General features: G+C 71.9%; 24 protein-coding genes. 10 read left to right on the top strand and 14 right to left on the bottom strand.

Translation table 11 applies throughout. The features are described from left to right. Positions 1-13: 13 nt before the first annotated feature. From GT007_RS11795 to GT007_RS11775, 5 genes are all read right to left on the bottom strand, one after another. Entirely contained in the window at positions 14-553 is a 540-nt protein-coding gene (locus GT007_RS11795) for a TRAP transporter small permease (protein ID WP_160121810.1), read from the bottom strand. Between the two features lie 2 nt (positions 554-555). Beyond that, complete coding sequence (locus GT007_RS11790; RefSeq protein WP_160121809.1) at positions 556-1,539, bottom strand: TRAP transporter substrate-binding protein; 984 nt, start codon at positions 1,537-1,539, stop codon at positions 556-558. Between the two features lie 197 nt (positions 1,540-1,736). Beyond that, a complete protein-coding gene (locus tag GT007_RS11785) occupies positions 1,737-2,003 on the bottom strand; it encodes a hypothetical protein (protein ID WP_160121808.1) in 267 nt (88 codons plus the stop codon). Positions 2,004-2,088: 85 nt separating this feature from the next. After that, entirely contained in the window at positions 2,089-2,523 is a 435-nt protein-coding gene (locus GT007_RS11780; RefSeq protein ID WP_160121807.1) for a CBS domain-containing protein, read from the bottom strand. Positions 2,524-2,653: 130 nt separating this feature from the next. After that, the gene (locus tag GT007_RS11775) at positions 2,654-3,223 is read right to left on the bottom strand and encodes an EF-hand domain-containing protein (RefSeq protein WP_160121806.1); all 570 of its coding nucleotides are present in this window, start codon (positions 3,221-3,223) and stop codon (positions 2,654-2,656) included. A 135-nt stretch (positions 3,224-3,358) separates the two neighbouring features. On the opposite strand from GT007_RS11775, the gene GT007_RS11770 reads away from it, so the two are divergent. Together GT007_RS11770 and GT007_RS11765 are read left to right on the top strand one after the other, a co-directional pair. Next, positions 3,359-4,036, top strand: a complete 678-nt coding sequence (locus GT007_RS11770; protein WP_236571626.1) for a tRNA1(Val) (adenine(37)-N6)-methyltransferase — start codon at positions 3,359-3,361, stop codon at positions 4,034-4,036. A 129-nt stretch (positions 4,037-4,165) separates the two neighbouring features. Next, complete coding sequence (locus tag GT007_RS11765) at positions 4,166-6,487, top strand: mechanosensitive ion channel domain-containing protein (protein ID WP_160121804.1); 2,322 nt, start codon at positions 4,166-4,168, stop codon at positions 6,485-6,487. Between the two features lie 29 nt (positions 6,488-6,516). Here the strand turns inward: GT007_RS11765 and GT007_RS11760 are convergent, their stop codons facing one another. Beyond that, positions 6,517-6,837 (bottom strand): hypothetical protein, encoded by a 321-nt coding sequence (locus tag GT007_RS11760; protein WP_160121803.1) that lies wholly within the window; start codon positions 6,835-6,837, stop codon positions 6,517-6,519. A gap of 104 nt (positions 6,838-6,941) precedes the next feature. Here GT007_RS11760 and GT007_RS11755 point away from each other — a divergent pair, with 104 nt between their 5' ends. Continuing rightward, positions 6,942-7,940, top strand: a complete 999-nt coding sequence (locus GT007_RS11755; protein WP_201451894.1) for a dipeptidase — start codon at positions 6,942-6,944, stop codon at positions 7,938-7,940. Here GT007_RS11755 and GT007_RS11750 read toward each other — a convergent pair. The 4 genes from GT007_RS11750 to GT007_RS11735 form a co-directional block, all read right to left on the bottom strand. Then, positions 7,937-8,260 (bottom strand): AzlD family protein, encoded by a 324-nt coding sequence (locus GT007_RS11750; RefSeq protein ID WP_236571625.1) that lies wholly within the window; start codon positions 8,258-8,260, stop codon positions 7,937-7,939. The two genes, GT007_RS11755 and GT007_RS11750, sit on opposite strands and share 4 nt — an antisense overlap. Continuing rightward, positions 8,257-8,958 (bottom strand): AzlC family ABC transporter permease, encoded by a 702-nt coding sequence (locus GT007_RS11745; RefSeq protein ID WP_160121802.1) that lies wholly within the window; start codon positions 8,956-8,958, stop codon positions 8,257-8,259. The genes GT007_RS11750 and GT007_RS11745 overlap by 4 nt, the downstream gene beginning before the upstream one ends. Further along, positions 8,955-9,542: a regulatory protein RecX gene (locus tag GT007_RS11740; protein WP_160121801.1), complete on the bottom strand. Its 588-nt coding sequence runs from the start codon at positions 9,540-9,542 to the stop codon at positions 8,955-8,957. Before GT007_RS11740 ends, GT007_RS11745 begins: the two co-directional genes overlap by 4 nt. A gap of 283 nt (positions 9,543-9,825) precedes the next feature. Then, positions 9,826-10,746: a branched-chain amino acid aminotransferase gene (locus GT007_RS11735; RefSeq protein ID WP_160121800.1), complete on the bottom strand. Its 921-nt coding sequence runs from the start codon at positions 10,744-10,746 to the stop codon at positions 9,826-9,828. 139 nt (positions 10,747-10,885) lie between these two features. Here GT007_RS11735 and GT007_RS11730 point away from each other — a divergent pair, with 139 nt between their 5' ends. Genes GT007_RS11730 through GT007_RS11720 form a run of 3 tightly spaced genes read left to right on the top strand, consistent with a single transcriptional unit; the run spans position 10,886 to position 13,541 of the window. After that, the gene (locus tag GT007_RS11730) at positions 10,886-11,470 is read left to right on the top strand and encodes a MarR family winged helix-turn-helix transcriptional regulator (RefSeq protein ID WP_236571624.1); all 585 of its coding nucleotides are present in this window, start codon (positions 10,886-10,888) and stop codon (positions 11,468-11,470) included. Then, positions 11,434-12,168: a response regulator transcription factor gene (locus GT007_RS11725; protein WP_201451893.1), complete on the top strand. Its 735-nt coding sequence runs from the start codon at positions 11,434-11,436 to the stop codon at positions 12,166-12,168. Before GT007_RS11730 ends, GT007_RS11725 begins: the two co-directional genes overlap by 37 nt. Continuing rightward, on the top strand, positions 12,165-13,541 hold the full coding sequence (locus GT007_RS11720) for an ATP-binding protein (protein WP_236571623.1): 1,377 nt from the start codon (positions 12,165-12,167) through the stop codon (positions 13,539-13,541). Before GT007_RS11725 ends, GT007_RS11720 begins: the two co-directional genes overlap by 4 nt. Positions 13,542-13,572: 31 nt before the next feature. Here GT007_RS11720 and GT007_RS11715 read toward each other — a convergent pair whose 3' ends face one another. Genes GT007_RS11715 through GT007_RS11700 form a run of 4 tightly spaced genes read right to left on the bottom strand, consistent with a single transcriptional unit; the run spans position 13,573 to position 17,048 of the window. After that, on the bottom strand, positions 13,573-14,325 hold the full coding sequence (locus GT007_RS11715) for an enoyl-CoA hydratase-related protein (protein WP_160121798.1): 753 nt from the start codon (positions 14,323-14,325) through the stop codon (positions 13,573-13,575). A gap of 33 nt (positions 14,326-14,358) precedes the next feature. After that, positions 14,359-15,594: a molybdopterin molybdotransferase MoeA gene (locus GT007_RS11710; protein WP_160121797.1), complete on the bottom strand. Its 1,236-nt coding sequence runs from the start codon at positions 15,592-15,594 to the stop codon at positions 14,359-14,361. Then, positions 15,594-16,085, bottom strand: coding sequence for a molybdopterin-guanine dinucleotide biosynthesis protein B (mobB, locus tag GT007_RS11705; protein WP_160121838.1), 492 nt, complete (start codon positions 16,083-16,085; stop codon positions 15,594-15,596). Before mobB ends, GT007_RS11710 begins: the two co-directional genes overlap by 1 nt. A gap of 30 nt (positions 16,086-16,115) precedes the next feature. Further along, positions 16,116-17,048 (bottom strand): LysR family transcriptional regulator, encoded by a 933-nt coding sequence (locus GT007_RS11700; protein WP_160121796.1) that lies wholly within the window; start codon positions 17,046-17,048, stop codon positions 16,116-16,118. A 112-nt stretch (positions 17,049-17,160) separates the two neighbouring features. Here GT007_RS11700 and GT007_RS11695 point away from each other — a divergent pair, with 112 nt between their 5' ends. From GT007_RS11695 to GT007_RS11680, 4 genes are all read left to right on the top strand, one after another. Further along, entirely contained in the window at positions 17,161-17,589 is a 429-nt protein-coding gene (locus GT007_RS11695) for a DoxX family protein (protein ID WP_160121795.1), read from the top strand. A 288-nt stretch (positions 17,590-17,877) separates the two neighbouring features. Beyond that, positions 17,878-18,975, top strand: coding sequence for a DmpA family aminopeptidase (locus GT007_RS11690; protein WP_201451892.1), 1,098 nt, complete (start codon positions 17,878-17,880; stop codon positions 18,973-18,975). Next, the gene (locus tag GT007_RS11685) at positions 18,972-20,105 is read left to right on the top strand and encodes an MFS transporter (protein ID WP_160121793.1); all 1,134 of its coding nucleotides are present in this window, start codon (positions 18,972-18,974) and stop codon (positions 20,103-20,105) included. Before GT007_RS11690 ends, GT007_RS11685 begins: the two co-directional genes overlap by 4 nt. Continuing rightward, a complete protein-coding gene (locus GT007_RS11680) occupies positions 20,102-20,899 on the top strand; it encodes a ribonuclease H-like domain-containing protein (protein WP_160121792.1) in 798 nt (265 codons plus the stop codon). Before GT007_RS11685 ends, GT007_RS11680 begins: the two co-directional genes overlap by 4 nt. The last annotated feature ends 69 nt before the right edge of the window (positions 20,900-20,968 follow it).

Below are 20,968 nucleotides of genomic sequence, written 5' to 3'. Positions count from 1 at the left end.
GAGGTCCATGGTCTCAGACCTCCGCCGAGAAATCGCCGCGTGCGGCACGGTCTTCCGCTGCGACCTGATAGCTGGGTTTCTGGCCGCGCAGCACGCGCACCAGCTCGTCGAGCACGGCGATCAGCATGATGCCGGCACCGAGCGGCATGGCCAGCTTCGGGATCCACAGCTGGAAGGCGATGCTGCCCTGCGCCATGTCGTCGATCTCGTAGCTGAACATCACATCGTTGGCGCACCAGTAGGTGATGTAGGCCGTCAGGACGGCGGCCAGGGCCAGCACCACGGCCTCCATCGCTTGGCGGGCCTTGGGGGAGAGCTTTTCGATCAGCAGCCCAACCCGGATCAGTTCACCGCGGCGGAACGTATAGGCCAGCGCGAAGAAGGCGCTGCCGACGCAGAGGAATGCCGTGACGTCATCAGCCCCCAGGATGGGGATGTTGAACTGCCGCAGCAGCATCTGCGCGATCATGATGAAAAAGATACCGAGCAGGCACAACGCGGCGAGCGCCGCGCTGCACCAGTACAGCGCATCCAGCGCCCGCCGCAGTGCCATGATCAGGTACGCGCCCGATAGGCGTTGATGACGCGCTGGCCTTCCTCACCGGCCTTGGCCAGCCATTCGGTGACCAGGGCCTCGCTCACGCGGTCCATGTCGGCCAGCAGCTGCGGGGTGGCGGTGGCGACCGTCATGCCGTGCTGGGCCAGGATGGCTTCCTGGCTGGTCTTGGCTTCCTCGGACAGCGCCCAGCCGCGGGTTTCGGCGGCGGCGGCCGCAGCGCGGATCGCGGCCTGGTCGGCAGCGGACAGCGCCTGGAAGGCGCGGCGGTTCACGAAGACCGCGTTCTTCGTGTAGGTGAAGCCCACGGGCGTGAAGATGCGGCAATAGTCCCAGGCGCTGCTGTCCACGCCGGTGGTGGCGCTGGTCACCATGGCGTTCACCACGCCGGTGGCGAAGGCCTGCGGCACTTCGGCGGACTGCACCAGGGTGGGCACCGCGCCGATCAGCGTGGCGAAGCGGTTGGTCATCGCGTTGTAGGTGCGGAAGCGCGTGCCGCGCAGCCCTTCGAGGCTGGTCAGCGGCGTGTTGGTGTAGAAGCCCGACGGCGGCCAGGGCGACAGGTACAGCAGGGACAGGCCCTGGCGGTTGAAGCGCTCCTCGATGAAGCCGCGCGTCAGCTGGGCCAAGCGCTTGGCGTCGTCATAGCTGCGGGCCAGCTGCGGGATGCCGTCCAGCTCGAAGAACGGGTCCTCATTGCCATAGGCGCTGAGCAGGATCTCGCCGATCTGCACCTGGCCCTGCTGCACGCCGCGCTTGATCTGCGGCATCGGCAGCAGGCTGCCATTGGTGTGCAGCTGAGAGCCGACGCGCCCGCCGGTCGCCTGTTCCACCTCGGTGGCGAACTGGCGCAGGTTGCGCGTGAAGTAGTTGTTGTCCGGATAGGCGCAGGCGATCTGCCAACGGGCCTGGGCGGCCGCGGTGCCGGCGGCGCCGGCGACGGAAGCGCCGGCGACGAGCGCGGCGCGACGGGTCATGTCCATGAAACTGCTCCCTGCAGGATTGTGACAGAGGATCGGGCGTATCGGCCGCCCATGGCAAGCCCGGCCTGCGGGGGGGCCACAGGGGGCGCAGCCCTGCCGCTGGCGCGCAATCGGGCACAACGCTCAGGCCATGCCCAGGCGGCACAACAAAAAAGGCCGGCGCGAGCGCCGGCCTTCTTGCCAAACTTTAATATCGTTCAGAGCGGATAGTCGCGGGCCGGTTCGATTCCGGCCTCCTCGATCAGCCGGCGCAGCCGGACCACCTCCGCCCCCGGCACGTCGTGCTCCCCGAAATGGAAGGTGCCCTGGTGGCCGTTGAGGCGCACGGTCAGCCCGCCCTTGCCGGCGGTCTCGACCTCGCCGCCCAGCGCCTCCAGCACATGGTTCAGCCCCTTGGGGTCGATGTTGTGCGGCATGGGGTGGGCGAAGACCGCGTGCAGGATCTTGCGGTGCTTGTGGTTCATGAACTGGGTGCCTCCTCGAAGCCGTTGGCTGCCCGGATGTAAGCACCGGGCGGCTCACGCGGCCTTGAGGTGGCTCAAGCAGCCGTCAGCCGGCGTTGCTGACATAGGCTTTCAGGTCCGCCGCCTCGCGCTCGGCATCGGCGATGCGTTCCTTCACCAGGTCCCCGATGGAGACCATGCCCACCAGCCTGCCGTCGCGTTCCAGCACCGGCAGGTGGCGGATGCGGCGGTCGGTCATCACGCGCAGGGCATCCTGCACCGTGGTTTCCGGGGTGACAGTGTGCAGCACGCGGGTCATCAACTGGCCCGCGCTCATGCGCAGGGTGGCTTCTCCGCCGCCGGCCAGGGCGCGCACGATGTCGCGCTCGCTGACGATGCCGGAGACGCTGCCGTCGCGCTCCAGCACCAGCACCGCACCGATGCGGTGCTGCGCCAGGGTGCGGGTGATGGACGCCACCTGGTCGTTCGGCGCCACGGCGATCACCTGCCCGCCCTTCTGCTTCAGGATGGAACCGATCATGGCGATATCCTCCGTTGTGCGTGCCAGGGGGCCATGCTGGGCGCCGCGCCGACGGGGGGTCAAGAAATGCGCGCGCTGCGCCGCACAATAGCTGTGCGGCGCAGCATCACGCCTTCATGAGATGCGGGCTTCAGCGCGCCGGGGGCGCCCCTGCCGGGCCCTCGCCGCCCGGGCCACCATGGCGGTGGTGATGCGGGCCGCGCGGCGGGTGGCGGGGCAGCTCGTCCGGCGTGATGGCGCCGTCGCCGTTCGCATCCATGGCGCGGAAGCGGGCCTCGGCGCCGGGGCGCAGCTCCTCCAGCGTCACGCGGCCATCGCGGTTGGCGTCGGCGGCGCGGAAGCGCGCGTCGATGAAGCGCTGCATGTGCTCGGGCACCGGGCGTTCGGCGCCTTCGCGGCGGGGCGGGCGCGGACGCATGGCGCGGAATTCCTCCGGCGTCAGATAGCCGTCATGGTTCGCGTCGGCCGCCGAGAAGCGGGCCTGGGTCTGGGCCCAGATCTCCTCGAAGGTCACGCGGCCATCGCGGTTGGTATCCAGCGCCTGGAACATGCGCTCGGCCATGCGGCCGCGCTCGGCGGGGGCACCCGGAGCGCCCGGGGCCCCTGCGGGAGGGGCGGCGGGGGCCTGGGCGAAGGCCGGCACCGCCAGCAGCATCGCGGCCAGGGCCAGCGGGTATCGAAGACTGGAACGGTATGTCACGGCGAGACTCCCTTGGGTTTTGCTCACGGGATTATACTGGGTGTTGCTTGTTACACTGGCGCGCCTGAACCGTGAGGAATTGTGACGGACACGCATTCAACGTTCTACACCCAGGATGGTTTGTTGGGAGGGCGCGTGCGCCTGCTGCAGCCGGCGGGGGGCTTGCGCGCCGCGATCGACGCGGTGCTGCTGGCCGCCGCTGTGCCCGCGCGCCCCGGCGATGCGGTGCTGGAGCTGGGCTGCGGCACCGGCGCCGCCTTCCTGTGCCTGGCCGCGCGGGTGCCTGGCCTGGCGGTGCATGCGCTGGAGGGCGACGCCGCGCTGGTGCCGCTGGCCCGCCGCAACGCCGAGGCCGCCGGGCTGGACGCCGTGGTGGAGCACGCCGACATCCGCGCCCCCATCGAGCCCCGCTTCCGCCAGGCCTTCGCCAACCCGCCCTATTGGGCGCGGGGCACGGCGTCTCCGCACGCGCTGCGCCGCAGCGCCGCGCATGAGGGCGAGGCCAGCCTGGCCGACTGGACCCAGGCCATGGCGCGCGGGCTGCGGCACCGGGGCGGCGCCACGCTGGTGCTGCCGGCCCAGCGCGTGGCGGAGGCGATGGCCGCCCTGCGGGCATCGGGCTTCGGCACGGTGCGGCTGCTGCCGCTGTGGCCGCGCCAGGGGGTGGCCGCCAAGCGCGTGCTGCTGCACGCCATCAAGGGCGGGCGGGGGCCGGATGCGGTGCTGCCCGGGCTGGTGCTGCACCAGGATGCGGGCTTCTCGGCGGGGGCGGAGGCGATCCTGCGCCATGCCGCCGCGTTGGAATGGGAATGATGCCCCGGCCGGTTCTGCCACAGGACTGCCCAGAACTGCGCGCATGAAGCCCCGCATATACCGGCCCGCCGGGGCCACCATGCGATCACGGCTTGACCCCAGGGCCAGCCGGAAGGAAGTGCATTGCCTATGAAATTCGTCATTCCGCTGCTGCTTCTGCTGCTGGGGGCCGCCCCGGCCATCGCCCAGGGCCAGGCCGGGCGCGCCCATCCGGCGCCACAGCCCGCCGCCGCGCTGGCCGCGCCAGCGCCCGCGCCAGTGCCAGCGGCCGGCCCCAGCAATGCCGAGATCGCGGGCACCATCGCCACCCTGCGCGATGACGCGAAGCGCGCCGAGCTGATCCGCATGCTGGAGGCGATGGCCGCCGCCCGCGGCCAGCCCGTGCCCCCCGCCCCCGTCGCACCGCCCGTGGCTGCCCCTGGGGCTGCCCCCGGGGCGGCCCCCGCGCCCGCCCCGGCGCCCGCCCCCGCCGCCGCTGAACCCGAGGCCACCGACCCGCTGGGCTTCCTCAGCGCCCGGCTGGGCGACGCGGTGGGCCGGGTGATCGACACCATCAAGGCCGCCGCCGACCTGCCGGCCCTGCTGCTGTGGTTCAGCGACGCGCTGACCGATGCCTCCGTCCGCGCCCGCATCCTGGAGCTGGGCTGGAAGCTGCTGCTGGTGTTCGGCGCCGGCATCGCGGCCGAGACGCTGGCCACCCGCCTGCTGCGCGGCTGGACCGACCGGCTGGACGCCGCCACCCCGCCCGAGCACGTCCGCCACGCCGTGCTGCGCCGCCTGCCCTATATCGGCATCCGGCTGCTGCTGGACCTGATCCCCGTCGTGGCCTTCGGCGTGGTGGCCAAGATCGCCATCTCCCTGCTGCCGGGCTGGCCTTCGCAGCGGGTGGTGATGTGGACGGTGGCGCGCGCCTATCTGTATGCGCGCGGTGTCATGGTGGTGGTGCGGCTGGTGTTCAGCCCGGCCTCCAACCACCTGCGCCTGCTGCGCTGCGCGGACGAGACGGCGGCCTATGCCACCGTCTGGCTGCGGCGCATCGCGCTGGTCACGGTCGTGGCCTATGCCGCCAGCGAATTCGGCCTGCTGCTGGGCCTGCCGCGCGGCGTGCAGACCGGCATGTTCCGCGCGGGGCTGCTGATCGTCTCGGTCTTCGTCGTCATCATCGTGCTGCAGAACAAGCTGGCGGTGGCGCAGTTCCTGGCCGCCCCGCCCCTGCGCGAAACCGACACCCCGGACCGCGCCCGCCGCCTGCTGCGCACCACGCGCGACCGGCTGGCCGATGTCTGGCACATCCTGGTCATCCTGTGGGTCATCGCCCTGTGGGGCGGCTGGGCGCTGAACATCGAGCACGGGTTCGAGCGCCTGCTGCGCGCCAGCTTCTTCACCCTGCTCGTCGTCTCGGCGGCGAAGGGGCTGGATGAGGGCGCGCGCCGCCTGCTGGCGCGCGCCTTCCGCATCAGCCCCGACCTGGCCCGCCGCTATCCGGGGCTGGAGGCACGGGCCAACCGCTACCTGCCCGCGCTGAAGGGCTTCATCGGCATCAGCATCATGTTCGCCACCCTGATCATCCTGATGGAGATCTGGGGCCTCGGCGCCTTCTCCTGGTTCGGGCAGGGGCGGTTCGGGGCGCGGCTGCTGTCCTCCGCCATCTCCGTGCTGCTGACGCTGACGGTGGCGCTGACGGTGTGGGAGGCGGCGAACACCGCCATCCAGCGCCACCTGGTCAAGCTCTCGGCCAATGCGGCCACCGCGCGCTCCGCCCGGGTGCGCACGCTGCTGCCCATGCTGCGCACGGCCTTCGCGGTGGTGGTGCTGGTCTCGGCGGGCTTGTCCATCCTGTCGGAGATCGGGGTGAACGTGGCCCCCCTGCTGGCCGGTGCCGGTGTCATCGGTCTGGCCGTCGGTTTCGGTTCGCAGACATTGGTGCGCGACGTGATCACCGGCATCTTCCTGCTGTTCGAGGACGCGGTGGCGGTGGGCGATACGGTCACGCTCGGCGGGCTGTCCGGCACGGTGGAGCAGCTGTCCATCCGCTCCATCCGGCTGCGGGCGCTGGACGGGTCCATCCACATCGTGCCCTTCAGCGCCGTGACCACCGTGACCAACCAGACGCGCGACTACGGCTATGCCGTGCTCGACCTGGGCGTGGACTATGACGAGGACGTGGAGCGCGTGTCCGAGGCGCTGAAGCAGGTCGGCAGCGACATGCGCAAGGACGAGGTGTTCGGCCCCTATATCATGGCGCCCATCGAGGTGATGGGCGTGGACAAGCTGGTGGACAGCGGCGTGATCCTGCGCGCGCGCATCAAGACGGAGCCGGCCAAACGCTGGGCCGTGGCGCGGGAGCTGAACCTGCGGGTGAAGCGCTACTGCGACGAGCACGGCATCGTGCTGGCCACCAAGCCCAAGCCCGCCGCCCCCGTGCAGTTCATCATGCCGACATCGGGCTGAGGCGCCTCGCGCCCAGGCGGGGGCCGGTGTTAGGGTTCCGGCCCTGACACCGGGGGCACCCGCATCATGGCACTGGACTGGAACGCATTGCTGCGCGGCCGCGCACGGCCCGCGGATGGCGAGCAGGTAACGCTGGAGGGCGAGGCATTCCCCGCCCCCGGCCCCCTGCTGCTGGTGCCGGAGGCCGCCTGCTGCATCGGCTGCCGGCCCGAACCGGAGACCACGGTGGAGGTGCTGCCCAGCGGTGCCGCACCCGTTGGCCGCGCCCTGCGCGTGACCGGCACCTGGCGCAACCTGCCCGCCGGCGCCCCCTGGCGCTGGCGGATCGAGGCCGCGCGGGTCGTGGCCATCGCCACCGGCGGGCCGTGGATGACAAGGGGGGGGGATCAACCGGCGCGCGGTGCTCGCGGCCTCACCCCTGTTATGCGCCGCCCCGCGCCCCGCGCGGGCGCAGGTGGCCCCGGGTGCCGGGCGCGCGCTGCTGGGCACCGCCGTGGCGATGGATCTGCACAGCCATGCCGGCCGCGCCATCCATTCCCGCAGCGAACCCGACCGCCCCTTCATCCCCGTCGCGGCCCCCATGCGAGAGGGCGGCATGGGGCTGGCCGCGCTGGCCATCGTGCCCGACAGCCCGGCGACGCGGGTGGTGGACCGCTACATCCAGCCTTATCGCACACCGGACCCCGGGGAGCTGTGGGCCCATGGCCAGGCGGCCTTCGCCCGCCTGCACCGGCTGATCGCGCAGGAGCGGCTGGAGATCGTGACCAGCCGCGCGGGGCTGGCGCGCGCCAAGCGTCCCGGCGCGCCGCCCGCCGTGGTCGTGGCCTCCGAAGGCGGGGATTTCATGGAAGGCCAGATCGACCGGCTGGACTGGGCCTTTCGCGAGCAGCGCCTGCGCCACCTGCAACTGACGCATTACCGGGTGAATGAGCTGGGCGACATCCAGACCGTGAACCCGGTGCACAATGGCCTGACCGATTTCGGCGCCGAGGTGGTGCGCGCCTGCAACCGCCTGGGCATCGTGGTGGATCTGGCCCACGCCACCCTGCCCATGGTGCGCCGCGCGGCGGAGATCAGCGGCAAGCCCATCGTGCTGTCGCACACCGCGCTGTCCAGCCAGCCGCGCCCCTACAGCCGGCTGATCACGGCCGAGCACGCGCGGGTGGTGGCCCGGACCGGCGGCGTGGTGGGCATCTGGCCGCTGGTCGGCAGCGACCCCACGCCGCGCCGCTATGCCGAGAGCATGGCCCGCATGGTGGACGCGATCGGTATCGACCATGTGGGCATCGGCAGCGACATGCGCGGCCTGCTGGGGCGCGGCGCCTTCGAGAATTACGACGCGACGCCCGATCTGGCCCAGGCCCTGCTGGAAACCGGCATGGACGCGGAAGGCGTGAAGAAGGTGATGGGCGGCAATTGCGCCCGGGTGCTGGAAGCCGTGCTGCCCACCTAGCCGAGAATGGCCACCAGCCCCCACACCACGCCCACCCCCACGATGATGGACAGCGTGAGCATGCGCGTCAGCGCCATGCACAGCACGGCCGCCGCCGCCCCCGCCAGGTGCAGCGGCCCCTGCGCCACAACCCCGGGCAGGATGAAGGCCACGAAGATGCAGCCCGGCAGGTGCTGCAGCATAGCCTGCACGAAGCGCGGCGGCCGCCGCCCGCGCAGCACCGCATAGCCCCCGGCGCGGCAGGCATAGGTCGCCGCCGCCATGCCCAGGATGGCCAGCAACACCTCCGGCCGCAGGGTGAAAAGGCTGGGCTCGGTCATGGGCGGCGCATGTCCCGCACGGCGCCCACGGCGCTGCCCGCCACGGCCCCGGCCAGCACCGGCCAGGGCGTGGCCAGCCCCGCCTGGCTCAGCGCCACGCCCACCGCCCCCGCCACGCCCCAGGGCAGCAGGTCGGCCCGGCCCCGCCACAGCGTGACGGTCAGCGCCGCCATGGTGGCCAGCCCCGCGAAGATCAGCGGATGGGTGGGCGAGATGGTCATCACCCCCGCCAGCGCATGGCCGAGCGTGACGCAGCTGGTCCACCACAGCCAGGTGGGGATGCCCATGCCCAGCAGCACGGCGGCGTCGCGGTTGCCCTGGCGCATCTCGTTCACCGACATGGCGAAGGAATGGTCCGTCACGGTGAACAGGCTGGCCCACAGCCGCCAGCCATGCAGCCCGTTGAACATGGGCGACAGGGCGGCGCTCATCGGCGCCATGCGCAGGTTCACCACCATGGCCGCCAGCGTCACGGCCAGCATCGGCACCGGCCAGCCCCAGGCCCCCAGCCCCACCAGCTGCGAGGTGCCGGCGAAGACGAACAGGCTCATCAGCATGACCTCCAGCGCCGAGAGCCCCTGCCCCGCCGCCTGCAACCCCACCACCAGGCCGAAGGGCACGAAGCTGGGCAGGGCCGGCGCCACCAGGCGCATTCCGGCGCGGAACCCCGCCCAGGTGAAGGTGACGGGCGCGGTCATTGCTTCAGCGCCAACAGCCGGTCCGCGGCTTCCTCGGGGTCGCAACGCAGCGCGGCCTCGGCGATGTCGCGCGCGAAGCCCGCGCGGGCCAGCACGGCCAGCCATTTCATCCGCAGCTCGGGCGCGGGTTCGGGCGGGCCGAAGGGGCCGATGCGGCGGCGCTTGCACAGGGCGAGTGCGGCGTCGCGCTCTGCCGGCGCCTCATCCAGGGCGGCGCTGGCGGTCTCGGGCGCGATGCCCTTGGCGGCCAGATGCGCGGCAGCGGCGCGGCGGGACCGCCCGCTGCGCAGCAGGCGCCGCGCCCGGGCCTCGGCGAAGGCCGTGTCATTCACCGCCCCGGACCCCACCATGGCGGCGACAATGGCGGGAATGGCGGCCAGGGCACGGGCGACGGGTTCGGCGGGGTCCCGGCCCTCGGCGGCGGCCAGCGCGGCCCAGCGGCGCACCTTGTTGGTCAGCACGCGGCGCAGCCCGGCCTCGGTCGCGGAAAACCGCGAGAGATGGCGCAGCGCGGCCTCCCGCAGGGAGGATTCCGTGGGGGCGGGGCCCAGTGGGCGCGGCCCGGCTTTCCTGGACGCAGGCATGGGTTTCCTTATGTCAGATATCGGGCGCGGCGGCAGGCCCCAGGGGCTTCGCCCCCGGACCCCCAGCAAGGGGCCCTGCCCCTTGCATCCCCGCCAAAGGCCGAATGGCCCTTGGAACCCATCAGATTGGCGCCTTACCTTGGCAGGCGGGGCGCCGTTTTCATGATAAAAATCAATGGGAAACACCTTCCCAGGATCAGCGCCCAACTGCTCTAGGTCCAGGACCGAGCACGGTCCTGGCGGGGGTCCAGGGGGCAGCGCCCCCTGGTGGGGGCTCCCCCCCTCACCCCACGATCTTCGCCACTTCCGCCGGCGGCATCCGCACCAGCCGGTCGTAATCCTCCATCAGTGTGCGGGTGATGGCGCCGGGGGTGTAGGCGTGCTCCGCGATGCAGGCGACGGGTGTCACTTCGGCGGCGGTGCCGGCCAGGAACACTTCGGAGGCGCGGGCCAGGTCGGTCGCGGGCATCACGCGCTCATGCACCACCATCTGGCGGCGGCGGGCCAGCGCCATCACGCTGCGCCGGGTGATGCCGTCCAGGAAGCAGGTGGGTTTGGGCGTGTGGATCGCGCCGTCGATCACGAAGAAGGCGTTGGCGCCGGTGGCCTCGGCCAGGTCGCCCTTGTGGTCCAGCATGAAGGCGTCGTCGAAGCCCGCATCCTGTGCCGCGTGCTTGGACATGGTGCCGATCATGTACAGGCCGGAGGCCTTGGAGGCGGTGGGCGCCGTATCGGGCGCCGGGCGCTTCCAGGCGGACAGTGCCAGCCGCACGCCCTTCATGCGCTGCTCCACCCCGAAATAGGCGCCCCATTCCCACACGGCGATCGCCAGATGGGTCTTGGTGGCGCGCGCGCCCACGCCCATCTCCTCGCTGCCGCGCCAGGCGATGGGGCGCAGATAGGCCTCGGTCAGGTTGTTCGCCTTCAGCGTCTCGATGCAGGCCGCGTCGATCGCCTCGGCGGTGTAGGGGATCTCGAAGCCCAGGATGCGGGCGGAGGCATGGAGGCGGTCCGTATGGTCGCGCAGGCGGAACACATGGCCCGCATAGCAGCGTTCGCCTTCGAACACGGCGCTGGCATAATGCAGGCCATGCGTCAGAACATGCAGCTTCGCATCCCGCCAGGGCACCAGGGCGCCGTCCAGCCAGATGAAGCCTTCACGATTATCGAAAGAAAGCGCGGCGTCGTAAGGGATCAGGGCCATGTTATGGTGTCCTCTCTGCGGTGTGAGCCTTGTGGGTCAGGCTTGGGTTTCTACGGTAAGTTCAAAATACCAGTCGTTCGCGCAATTTTATGTCGTTTACTGAGGGGGTTTTAAAACATCCCATGGAGAAGCGTCAACAATGCTGACCAAATCCCCCGGCATGGCAGCCATGCCCGAATCGGCGCGCCCGGATGCCACGCGCCCGGACGCGGCGCGCCAGGGGCTGGGCGGGGCGGCCACCACGCGCGACCTGCTGTTCCTGCGGGAGGCGGAGCTGCGCCTGGCCCAGGACCTGCTGTTCTTCGGCTATCGGGATTTCACGGCCGGGCCCGACCAGATCCTGGCGGAACTCGGCATGGGCCGCGCCCATCACCGCGTGCTGCACTATGTCGGCCGGCGGCCGGGCATCACGGTGGGAGAGCTACTGTCGATCCTGGCGATCACCAAGCAGTCGCTGGGCCGGGTGCTGCAGCCGCTGATCGAGGACGGCTATGTGCTGCAGAACCCCGGCCGGCAGGACAAGCGCCAGCGCCTGCTCTCCCTGACGGAAAAGGGCCAGGCCTTCGAGCGCCGCCTGTTCGAATGCCAGCGGGAGGTGGTCATGCGCGCCTACCGTGAGGCCGGGCCGCAGGCGGTCGAGGGCTTCCGCCGCGTCATGCGCGGGCTGATGGGCGCCGAGGCCAATGGATGGATCGACCAGTTGGAGAAGGGCTGCCAGCCGTGACCGATCAGCCGCATCTGCTGGTGGTGGATGACGACGCGCGCCTGCGCTCCCTGCTGCAACGCTTCCTGACCGAGGCCGGCTTCCGCGTGACCGTGGCGGGCGATGCGGTCGAGGCCCGGGCGGCGCTGAAGGCCGTGGCCTTCGACATGCTGGTGCTGGATGTGATGATGCCGGGCGAGACGGGCCTGGAACTGGTCGCCGACCTGCGCGCCCGCCGCAATGAGGTGCCGGTGCTGATGCTGACCGCGCGCGGCGCGCCGGATGAGCGCGTGGCGGGTTTCGAATCCGGCGCCGACGACTACCTGGCCAAGCCCTTCGACCCGCGCGAATTGTCGCACCGCATCCGCACCATCCTGCGCCGCGCGGTCCCCGCGCCCAATGCCGTGCCGCCGCCCCAGGGCCCGGTGCAGCTGGGCCAGCGCTGGTTCGACCCCGACCGCAGCGAGTTGCGCGGCCCCGACGGCACCCAGCGCCTGACCGGCGGCGAGGCGGCCCTGCTGGGCGCGCTGGCCGCCCACCCGGGCGAGGTGCTGAGCCGCGAGGCGATCGCCGAGGCGCTGGGCACGCCCGATGCCGGGGAGCGCGCGGTGGACGTGCAGGTGACGCGCCTGCGCCGCAAGATCGAGCCCGACCCGCGGGAGCCGCGATTCCTGCACACCATCCGCCACAAGGGCTATGTGCTGAGGCCCGGGCCTTGAAGACCGCCGCCCTGCCGCCGCTGGCCGAGGCCGAGGAGCCCAGCGCCTGCGCCATCCGGCGCGGCAGGCTGCGGCGGCTGCTGCCCAAGGGGCTGCTGGCGCGCGCCGTCATCATCATCCTCGGCCCGCTGCTGGTGGTGCAGGTGGTGGCGCTGACCGCCTTCTATGGCGGGCATCTGGACGTGATCTCCCGCCGGCTCTCGGCCTCCCTGGCCGGGGAGATCGGGATGGTCGCCCAGCTTATCACCCGCACGCCGGACGAGATGCACGGCATGGTCCTGCGGGAGGCGACCTGGCGGCTCGGCCTGTCGGCCGCCTATGAGCCCGGGGCGCAGCTGGGCCCGGTGCCGCAGCGCCCGGCCTGGAACGCCCTGCTGCCGCTGGAGGAGGATCTGCATGAGGCGCTCTCCCGCCTCGTCGCCCTGCCCTTCGACGCCGACTGGCAGTCGGACCCGCAGAACATCGTGATCCGCGTGCAGCTGCCCAGCGGCGTGCTGCATGTGGAGGCACCGCGCAAGCGGTTGTTCAGCTCCACCCTGTACCTGTTCATGATCTGGCTGGTGGGCAGCGCGATGCTGTTCGCGCTCATCGCCGTGCTGTTCATGCGCATCCAGGTGCGCGCCATCCGCCGGCTGGCGGGAGCCGCCGAAAGCTTCGGCCAGGGGCGGGACAGCGGCTCCATCAAGCCGGAGGGCGCGGCCGAGGTGCGCCAGGCCGCCATCGCCTTCAACACGATGCGCGAGAACATCCGCCGCTTCGTGGCCCAGCGCACGGACATGCTGGCGGGCATCAGCCACGACCTGCGCACCCCGCTGACGCGCATGCGCCTGACGCTGGCCATGCTGCCCCGCGCCCCGGACACCGAGGAAGACGTCGAGGCCCTGGTGCACGACACGGAGGAGATGGAGCGCCTGGTGGAGACCTACCTGGCCTTCGCCCGCGGCGAGGGCATCGAGCAGCCGCGCGAGACCGACCTGATCCCCATGCTGCGCGACCTGGCCGAGAGCGCGCGGCGCAGCGGCGGCGAGCTGGCCATCGACCTGCCCGAGACGCTGCGCCTGCCGCTGCGCGAAGGCGCGCTGCGCCGGGCCATCGGCAACCTGCTGGACAATGCCCGCCGCCACGCGGGCCGCGTGCGCCTGTCCACCCAGGAGGACGAGGCCTGGGTGGAGGTGCTGGTGGACGATGACGGCCCCGGCATCCCGGAAGCGGAGCGCGAGAGCGCCTTCAAGCCCTTCGCCAGCGGCTCCGCGACCGGCACCGGGCTGGGGCTGGCCATCGCGCGGGATGTGGTGCGCGGCCATGGCGGGGATATCCTGCTGGAACGCAGCCCGATGGGCGGGCTGCGCGCCCGGGTGCGGCTGCCGCGCTAGGGCCTGACGCTTCCTCCGACCGGGTGACGATCTAACCCTTCGCGCGGCTGAGGAAGGCCTGGAAGGCCGCCTGGGCTTCCTCGCTGCGCAGGGCCTTGCTGAACACCACGCGTTCCTCGTCCATCACCGCCGCCAGCTTCTCCCGCTGGGGTTCCAGCAGCAGGCGCTTGCTCTCGGCCAGGGCTTTCGGCGGCAGGCCGGCCAGCAGGCGGGCGCGCTCCATCGCCACGGCCTCCACCTCGTCATCCTCCGGCGCTTCCAGCGCCAGGCCCCACAGCGCCGCCTGCCGGCCCGAGAACGCCTCCCCCGCCATCAGCAGCCAGCGCGCCCGGGCATCGCCCACCCGGCCCGCCAGCAGCATCGAGGACCCGCCCTCCGGCGTCACGCCCAGGCGGGAGAACGGGATCTGGAAGCGCGCGGTGGCGCTGGCCACCACCACGTCGCAATGCAGCAGCATGGTCGTGCCGATACCCACCGCCACGCCGCGCACGGCGGCCACCACGGGCTTGGGGAACACCCGGATCTCCCGCAGGAAATCGAAGGCGGAGCCGGGGCGGTTTTCCTGGCTGCCGGCGGCGGCGAAATCCTTCAGGTCGTTGCCGGCGGTGAAATCCGCGCCGCCGCCCAGCAGCACCACCCGCACGGCGGGGTCGGCGGCGGCGGCGCGCAGGCCCTCGGCCAGCCCCTCATACATGGCCAGGGTCAGGGCGTTCTTCTTCTCGGGGCGGTTCAGGCGCAACTGCATCACGCCGTTGTCGACATGGCGCGTGACGAATTCGGACATCGGGGTTCCTCCAGGCTGTTTGCCCGCAGCCTGTCAGAAAATCGCGGCGAAGGGCAGCACCTGAACCAAGGTGCCGGGTTCCAGCTGCGTCATCTCCTCCGGCAGTTCGCAGAAGGCATGGGACTGCGTGAGGCTGGTCAGCAGCCCCGCCCCCTCGCGCTCGAACCGCTGGGCGACGGGGCCGGGTTCGATCCGCACGCGCAGGTATTCGCGCCGGCCGGCCTTTTTCCTGTGGTGGAAGCCCGCGGGCACCGGGAAGCGCGGCAGCGGCTGCTCGATGGCCCCCGCCAGCCGCAGGATCAGTGGCCGCGCCAGATGCAGGAAGCACACCACGGCCGCCACCGGATTGCCCGGCAGGCCCAGCACCGGGGTGCCGCCCACCACGCCGAGCGCCGCCGGCCGCCCCGGCTTCACCGCCAGGCGCCAGAACACCAGGCTGCCGAAGCTCTCGATCGCGGCGCGGACATGGTCCTCCTCGCCGGCGGACACCCCGCCCGAGGTGATCAGCACATCGTGGTCGCACGCGGCGGCGGCCAGGGCGGCGCGGGTCGCGTCCTCGCGGTCGGGCAATATGCCGAGGTCGGTCACCACCACCGGCAGCCGCGCCAGCATCGCCATCAGCGTGAAGCGGTTGCTGTCATAGGTCTGGGCGGGGCCGAGCGGCTGGCCGGGGCTCGCCAGCTCATTGCCGGTGGAGAACACGCCGACGCGCACCGGGCGGCGGCAGTCCAGCACGGCGAAGCCCAGCGCGGCGGCCAGGCCGATTTCGGGCGCGGTCAGCAGCGCGCCGGCGGGCAGGGCCTCGGCGCCCTGGGGCACGTCCTCGCCGGCGGGGCGGCAATTGGCGCCGCGCTTCAGGCCGGGGGGCAGCAGCAGGGCGTCGCCTTCCAGCACCGCGTCCTCCTGCATCATCACGGTGTCCGCGCCCTCGGGCATCGGCGCGCCGGTCAGCACGCGCATGGCGGTGCCCGGGGGCAGCGGGCGGGCCGCATCCCCGGCCGCGAGGCGCCCGGCCAGCGGCAGGCGCGTGGCCTCCGCCCCCAGGCTGGCATGCGCGAAGGCATAGCCATCCACCGCCGAATTGAAGAAGGGCGGCAGCGGCGTGCGCGCCACCAGCCCGCCCGCCAGCACCCGGCCATGGGCTTGGGCCAGCGCCACGCGCTCCAGCCCCTCGATGGGCGGGATGCGTTCGGCGATCAGCGCCGCCGCCGCGTCCACCGACAGCAGTTGGCCGCCGAAGGCGAAGCAATCATCGGAAAGCTGGGCCATCAGACCGGCTCCGCCAGGCGCAGCACCAGATCGGCCACGGCGGCGATGTCGTCGATATCCGCGTGCGGCAGGCCCGGCGGCGCGACATCGGAGGCGACGGCCAGGATGCGCGGGTCCTCCGGATGCAGCCAGGGCTTGCCGTTGGCGGCGCGGTGCACCTCGATCTTGGGGTGGCTGTCACGCTTGAAGCCCTCGATGATCACCAGATCCACCGGGTTCAGCCGGCCCAACAGTTCGGCCAGCGGGGGTTCGGGCGCGCCGCGCAGCTCGGTCATCAGCGCCCAGCGGTTGGCGGAACTCACCAGCACCTGTTCGGCGCCCGCCGCGCGGTGCTCATAGCTGTCCTTGCCGGGCACATCCACGTCGAAGGCATGATGCGCGTGCTTGATGGTGGAGACGCTGAGGCCGCGCCGCCGCAATTCGGGGATCAACCCCTTGAGCAGGGTCGTCTTGCCCGCCCCGCTCCATCCCGCCAGGCCGATCACACGCATCACGGTATCAAGCCTTGCCCAACAGGGAGGTCAAGCATGGGGGGCCTCGGCCTCCGGTGTCTCCCGCGCGAGCGCCAGGATCATCCGGCGCAGCCAGGCATGGCCGCGGTCGGCCTCGAAGCGACGATGGAAGATCAGGGACAGGCGGGTGTGATGGGTTTCGATCGGCGGCGGGCGGCAGACCAGGCCATGGGCCTCCGCCAGCAGCTGCGCCAGCCGGGCGGAGCAGGTCATGATCATGTCCGTGCGCTTCAGGATCTCCGGCACCGCGGACAGATGCGCCACCACCGCGCCCAGCCGGCGGGGGTGCCCGGCCTCCCGCAGCGGCGCGTCCAGCGCGCCATCGCGGGAGCCATTGGGCGAATGCAGCAGATGCGGCACCGAGACATAGCGTTCCAGCGTGAGTTCGCCCTGGGCCAGCGGGTGGTCGGGACGCATCAGCACCATGAAAGCCTCCGGCAGCAGGCGCAGCTTGGTATACAGCGCGGTGGGCTCCGGCAGCACGCCGACGGCCATCTGCGCCACGCTCGATTCCAGCAGGGCGAAGGCGTTGGTGCGGTCCGCGTGGGAAATGGCGAGCATGCAGCCCGGCGCCTCGCGCATCATCGCCTCCAGCAGGGCCGGGGCCAGCACGGTTTCGGCGTATTCGGACATGGCGATGGTGAAGACGCGCCGCGCCGTGGCGGGGTCGAAGGGCGCGGTGGCGACCAGGGTTTCCTCCAGCCGGTCCAGCGCCTCCGCCACCGGGCCCATCAGGCTGAGGGCGAGGGCCGTGGGCTCCACCCCGCCCGGGCTGCGCAGGAACAGCTCGTCGTTCAGCGCCACGCGCAGCCGCGCCAGCGCGTTGGAGACGGCGGGCTGGGACAGCCGCAGCCGCCGGGCCGCGCGCGTGACATGGCGTTCGCGCGCCACCGCGTCGAACACCCGCAGCAGGTTGAGGTCGAGCCCATCCAGCCCGCTCATGCGGCCCCCGCATCATTCATCCGGGTGATAATGATCGTTCACCGGGCGAGTTGGAAGGGTTGGTGCATGCCGTTCTATATGAACGGCTTGTCATTCTGACCGGACCCCCCGCATGCCCTCCTCCGTTGCCTGTGGCACGCTGCTGCTGCGTCTTTCCCTGGGCGTCACCATGCTGGCGCATGGCCTGTATCTGAAGATCATGACCTTCGGCCTGGCCGGCACGATGGGCTATTTCGAGCGCATCGGTTACCCGCCGGCGCTGGGCGCCGTGGTGGCCTTCGCCGAGACGGCGGCGGGCATCGCGCTGATCCTGGGCGTGATGGTGCGCCCGGTCTCCGTGCTGCTGCTGCCGATCCTGATCGGCGCCTTCTGGCAGCATGCGGGCAATGGCTGGTCCTTCTCCGCCCCGCGCGGCGGGTGGGAATACCCGCTGCTGCTGGTGGTGCTGGCCGTGGTGCAGGCACTGCTGGGCACGGGCGCCCTGGCGCTGGAGCCGGTGCGCGAGAAGCTACGCCAGTTCCTGCCGGGCTGGGCGGTGTAAGGGGGGGCTTCGCCCCCTGACCCCCCCAGCAAGGGGCCCTGCCCCTTGCATCCCCGCCAAAGGCCGAAAGGCCCTTGGAACCCAATTATTGGCGCCTTACCTTGGCAGGCGGGGCGCCGTTTTCATGATAAAAATCAATGGGAAACACCTTCCCAGGATCAGCGCCCAACTGATCTAGGTCCAGGACCGAGCACGGTCCTGGCGGGGGTCCAGGGGGCAGCGCCCCCTGGTGCCTCCCGGCGCGCTCCATTGCCTGTCATGCTCCCCGCAGGCAGCAGGAGCCCTTCGATGGCCGCATTTTCCCCTGACGAACAGCGGCCCCGTGCCCGTGACCTGGGCATCGCCCCTGGCGTGCTGCGCCCTGGCCCGCTGAACGCCATCACCGATGTCGCGGGCGTGGCCGTGGGCCATGTCACGCTGATCGAGGGCGAGGCCATCCGCACCGGTGTCACGGCCATCCTGCCCCACCCCGGCAACCTGTTCCAGGACAAGACCCCGGCCGGCTTCGCCGCGGGCAATGGCTTCGGCAAGTTCGCGGGTTCCACCCAGATCGAGGAGCTGGGCGAGATCGAGACCCCCATCATCCTGACCAACACCCTCTCGGTCGCGGAGGGGATCGCGGGCGCCGTCGCCTGGACCCTGGCCCAGCCGGGCAATGAGGCCGTGGTCTCCGTCAACGCCGTGGTGGGTGAGACCAATGACGGCGTGCTGAACGACATCCGGGGCCGGCATGTCACGGCGGCGCATGTGCTGGCGGCGATCGCGGCCAGCGCCCCGGGCCCGGTGGCCGAGGGCTGCGTGGGTGCCGGCACCGGCACCCAGGCCTTCGGCTGGAAGGGCGGCATCGGCACCAGCTCCCGCCTGCTGCCCGGCTCGCTGGGCGGGCATGCGGTGGGGGTGCTGGTGCAGACGAATTACGGCGGCATCCTCTCGATGGGGGGCGCGCCGGTGGGGCGGGCGCTGGGGCGGTATTTCCTGAAGGACCGGATCGACGATCATGGCGGGGATGGCTCGGTCGTGATCGTCATCGCCACCGACGCGCCGCTGTCGGACCGCAACCTGAAGCGCCTGGCCCAGCGGGCCTTCCTGGGGCTGGGCCGCACGGGGTCGTGCATGGCCAACGGGTCTGGCGACTATGCGCTGGCTTTCTCGACCGCCGCTTCCGTGCGGCGGACGCCCGGGCCGCGCACCATCGAGGACTGGCCGAACGATGCCATGTCCCCCCTGTTCCAGGCGGTGGTGGAGGCGACGGAGGAGGCGGTCTGCAACGCCATGCTGCGGGCCGTGACGATCACCGGCCACCAGGGCCGCCGGCTGGAGGCCATCCCGCCCGAGGCGGTGCGCCAGGTGCTGGCCCGGCACGGGCTGGGCGGCGAGGCCCCATGACCGGCCCCGCCTGGCGCGTCGGGCTGATGGTGTTCGCCGCGGGGCTGTCCACCACCCTGCCGCTGCCGCTGTATGTGGAATATGCCGATGGGGCGGGGAATGGGGCGCTGGCCGCCGCCTTCGCCTGCTATGCCGGGGTGCTGATCCTGACCGCGCCCCTGCTGGGGCCGCTGCCGGACCGCATCGGGCGGCGGCGCACCATGGTGCTGGGGCTGGCGCTCGCCGCGGCCTCCAGCCTGTTCCTGGCGCTGTGGCCGGGATTGGGCAGCCTGGCGCTGGCGCGCGTGTTCCAGGGCCTCGGCATGGGCTGCGTGGCCAATGCCGCCGCCGCCTGGGCCGCCGAATTGCTGGAACGCCAGGGCAGGCCGCGCGAACAGGCCAGCCGGGAGGGCGCGGCCACCGTCACCGCCGGGACCTCCGGCAGTTTCGGGCTGGGGCCGGTGCTGACGCTGCTGGCGCTGCTGGCCTGGCCGCTGGCGCGCCCGCCCATCACCCTGCCGCTGCATCTGCTGCTGCTGGGGCTGTGCATCGTGATGGCGCTGCGCCTGCCGGAAACCCGGGTGCCGCTGGGCGGGCCCGCGCTGCGCTGGCCGGCCTTTCCGCGCGGCACGCTGGCGTCGTCGCTGGCGATGGTGCCGGCCTGGGGGCTGACGGGGGTGGCCATCACCACCGTGCCCGCCGCGCTGGCCGCCGCCGGGCAGCCGCGCGCGGGCGCCTGGGCCGTGGCCTGCATGATCCTGATGGGGCTGGCGGTGCAGGGGCGCACGCGGGCGCTGCCGCCCGCGCGGTCCCTGCGGCTCGGCTTGCCGCTGCTGGTGCTGGGCGGCGGCGTGATGTTCTGGGGGGCACTGGGCGGGGGGCTGCCGGCCCTGATGCTGGGGGCCGCGATCATCGGCCTGGCGGCGCACGGGCTGGTCTATCTGGGCGGGCTGGCGGCGGCGACCATCGCCGCCCCCGATGACCGGCCGCGCGCCACCGCGGGCTTCTTCCTGATCGCGCATGTGGGGTTTTCCGCCGTGCCGCTGCTGGTGGGGCTGGGGGCGGACGCGCTGGGCACCGCCATGGCGCTGGCGCTGATGTGGGTGGCCGTGCTGGTCTGCACCCTGGCTTTGTGGCGGGCCCTGCCGTGACCGATCGCATCCTGGTGCTGGATATCGAAACCGTGCCGGACCTGGCCACCGGCCGCACCCTGCTGGGCGCCGCCGCCGAGGGGATGGACGACACCGCCCTGCGCGCGGCGCTCGGCGCCCGCTATGCCCGCGCGGGGGAGGACCCGGCGCATGCCTTCCTGAAGGCGCCGCTGCACCGGCTGGTGGTGCTGGGCGTGCTGCGCCTGCGCCGCGACGGCCAGGGCGAGCCCTGGCAGGTGACCCAGCTGGAAGCGCGCGGCACCGATGACGTGCCGGAGGCCGCGCTGCTGGAACGCCTGGACCACGCCTTCCGCAACCAGCCGGTGCTGGTGGGCTTCAACACCCAGGGCTTCGACCTGCCGGTGCTGCGCTATCGCGCCATGGCGCTGGGCGTGGCCATGCCCAACCTGTTCGGGCGCGGCGGGCGGGATTACGGCCACCGCTACGGCAACGACCACATCGACCTGTGCGACCGGCTCTCAGGCCACCGCGCCAGCACGCCGCCCTCCCTGGCGGAGGCCGCGGCGCTGCTGGGGCTGGATGCCAAATCCTTCATGGGCGGGGCGGCGGTGGAGGAAGCGGCGAAGGCCGGCAAGCTGGGCGATGTCGCGGCCTATTGCGAGCAGGATGTGGTGAACACCTGGGCGCTGTGCCTGCGCTGGATGCTGGCAACCGGCCTGCTGGGCCCGGAGGACACGCGGGCCAGCATGGCCGCGCTGGCCGACCATGTGGAGGAGGCGGGCAAACCCGAACTGCTGCCGCTGCTGGAGGGGCTGCGCAGGCTGGCCGCCTAGGGCGGCTTCCGTTCGCACCGGCTCACGGCAACCGCCCTAGGCATTTGTTTTCACGATCATCTTTACCCG

The sequence above is a fragment of the Rhodovarius lipocyclicus genome (assembly GCF_009900765.1).
In the GTDB taxonomy this organism is placed as follows: domain Bacteria; phylum Pseudomonadota; class Alphaproteobacteria; order Acetobacterales; family Acetobacteraceae; genus Rhodovarius; species Rhodovarius lipocyclicus.
The sequence above is the reverse complement of the archived record's forward strand: the minus strand, read 5'-3'. Positions and strand labels throughout refer to the sequence as shown.

Coding starts and splice junctions, on each gene's coding strand:
- GT007_RS11795 (WP_160121810.1), bottom strand. CDS start 553: ATGGCACTGCGGCGGGCGCTGGATGCGCTGTACTGGTGCAGCGCGGCG.
- GT007_RS11790 (WP_160121809.1), bottom strand. CDS start 1,539: ATGGACATGACCCGTCGCGCCGCGCTCGTCGCCGGCGCTTCCGTCGCC.
- GT007_RS11785 (WP_160121808.1), bottom strand. CDS start 2,003: ATGAACCACAAGCACCGCAAGATCCTGCACGCGGTCTTCGCCCACCCC.
- GT007_RS11780 (WP_160121807.1), bottom strand. CDS start 2,523: ATGATCGGTTCCATCCTGAAGCAGAAGGGCGGGCAGGTGATCGCCGTG.
- GT007_RS11765 (WP_160121804.1), top strand. CDS start 4,166: ATGAAATTCGTCATTCCGCTGCTGCTTCTGCTGCTGGGGGCCGCCCCG.
- GT007_RS11760 (WP_160121803.1), bottom strand. CDS start 6,837: ATGGCCACGACCCGCGCGGCCTCGATCCGCCAGCGCCAGGGGGCGCCG.
- GT007_RS11750 (WP_236571625.1), bottom strand. CDS start 8,260: ATGACCGAGCCCAGCCTTTTCACCCTGCGGCCGGAGGTGTTGCTGGCC.
- GT007_RS11745 (WP_160121802.1), bottom strand. CDS start 8,958: ATGACCGCGCCCGTCACCTTCACCTGGGCGGGGTTCCGCGCCGGAATG.
- GT007_RS11740 (WP_160121801.1), bottom strand. CDS start 9,542: ATGCCTGCGTCCAGGAAAGCCGGGCCGCGCCCACTGGGCCCCGCCCCC.
- GT007_RS11735 (WP_160121800.1), bottom strand. CDS start 10,746: ATGGCCCTGATCCCTTACGACGCCGCGCTTTCTTTCGATAATCGTGAA.
- GT007_RS11730 (WP_236571624.1), top strand. CDS start 10,886: ATGCTGACCAAATCCCCCGGCATGGCAGCCATGCCCGAATCGGCGCGC.
- GT007_RS11725 (WP_201451893.1), top strand. CDS start 11,434: ATGGATCGACCAGTTGGAGAAGGGCTGCCAGCCGTGACCGATCAGCCG.
- GT007_RS11715 (WP_160121798.1), bottom strand. CDS start 14,325: ATGTCCGAATTCGTCACGCGCCATGTCGACAACGGCGTGATGCAGTTG.
- GT007_RS11710 (WP_160121797.1), bottom strand. CDS start 15,594: ATGGCCCAGCTTTCCGATGATTGCTTCGCCTTCGGCGGCCAACTGCTG.
- mobB (WP_160121838.1), bottom strand. CDS start 16,085: ATGCGTGTGATCGGCCTGGCGGGATGGAGCGGGGCGGGCAAGACGACC.
- GT007_RS11700 (WP_160121796.1), bottom strand. CDS start 17,048: ATGAGCGGGCTGGATGGGCTCGACCTCAACCTGCTGCGGGTGTTCGAC.
- GT007_RS11695 (WP_160121795.1), top strand. CDS start 17,161: ATGCCCTCCTCCGTTGCCTGTGGCACGCTGCTGCTGCGTCTTTCCCTG.
- GT007_RS11690 (WP_201451892.1), top strand. CDS start 17,878: ATGGCCGCATTTTCCCCTGACGAACAGCGGCCCCGTGCCCGTGACCTG.
- GT007_RS11685 (WP_160121793.1), top strand. CDS start 18,972: ATGACCGGCCCCGCCTGGCGCGTCGGGCTGATGGTGTTCGCCGCGGGG.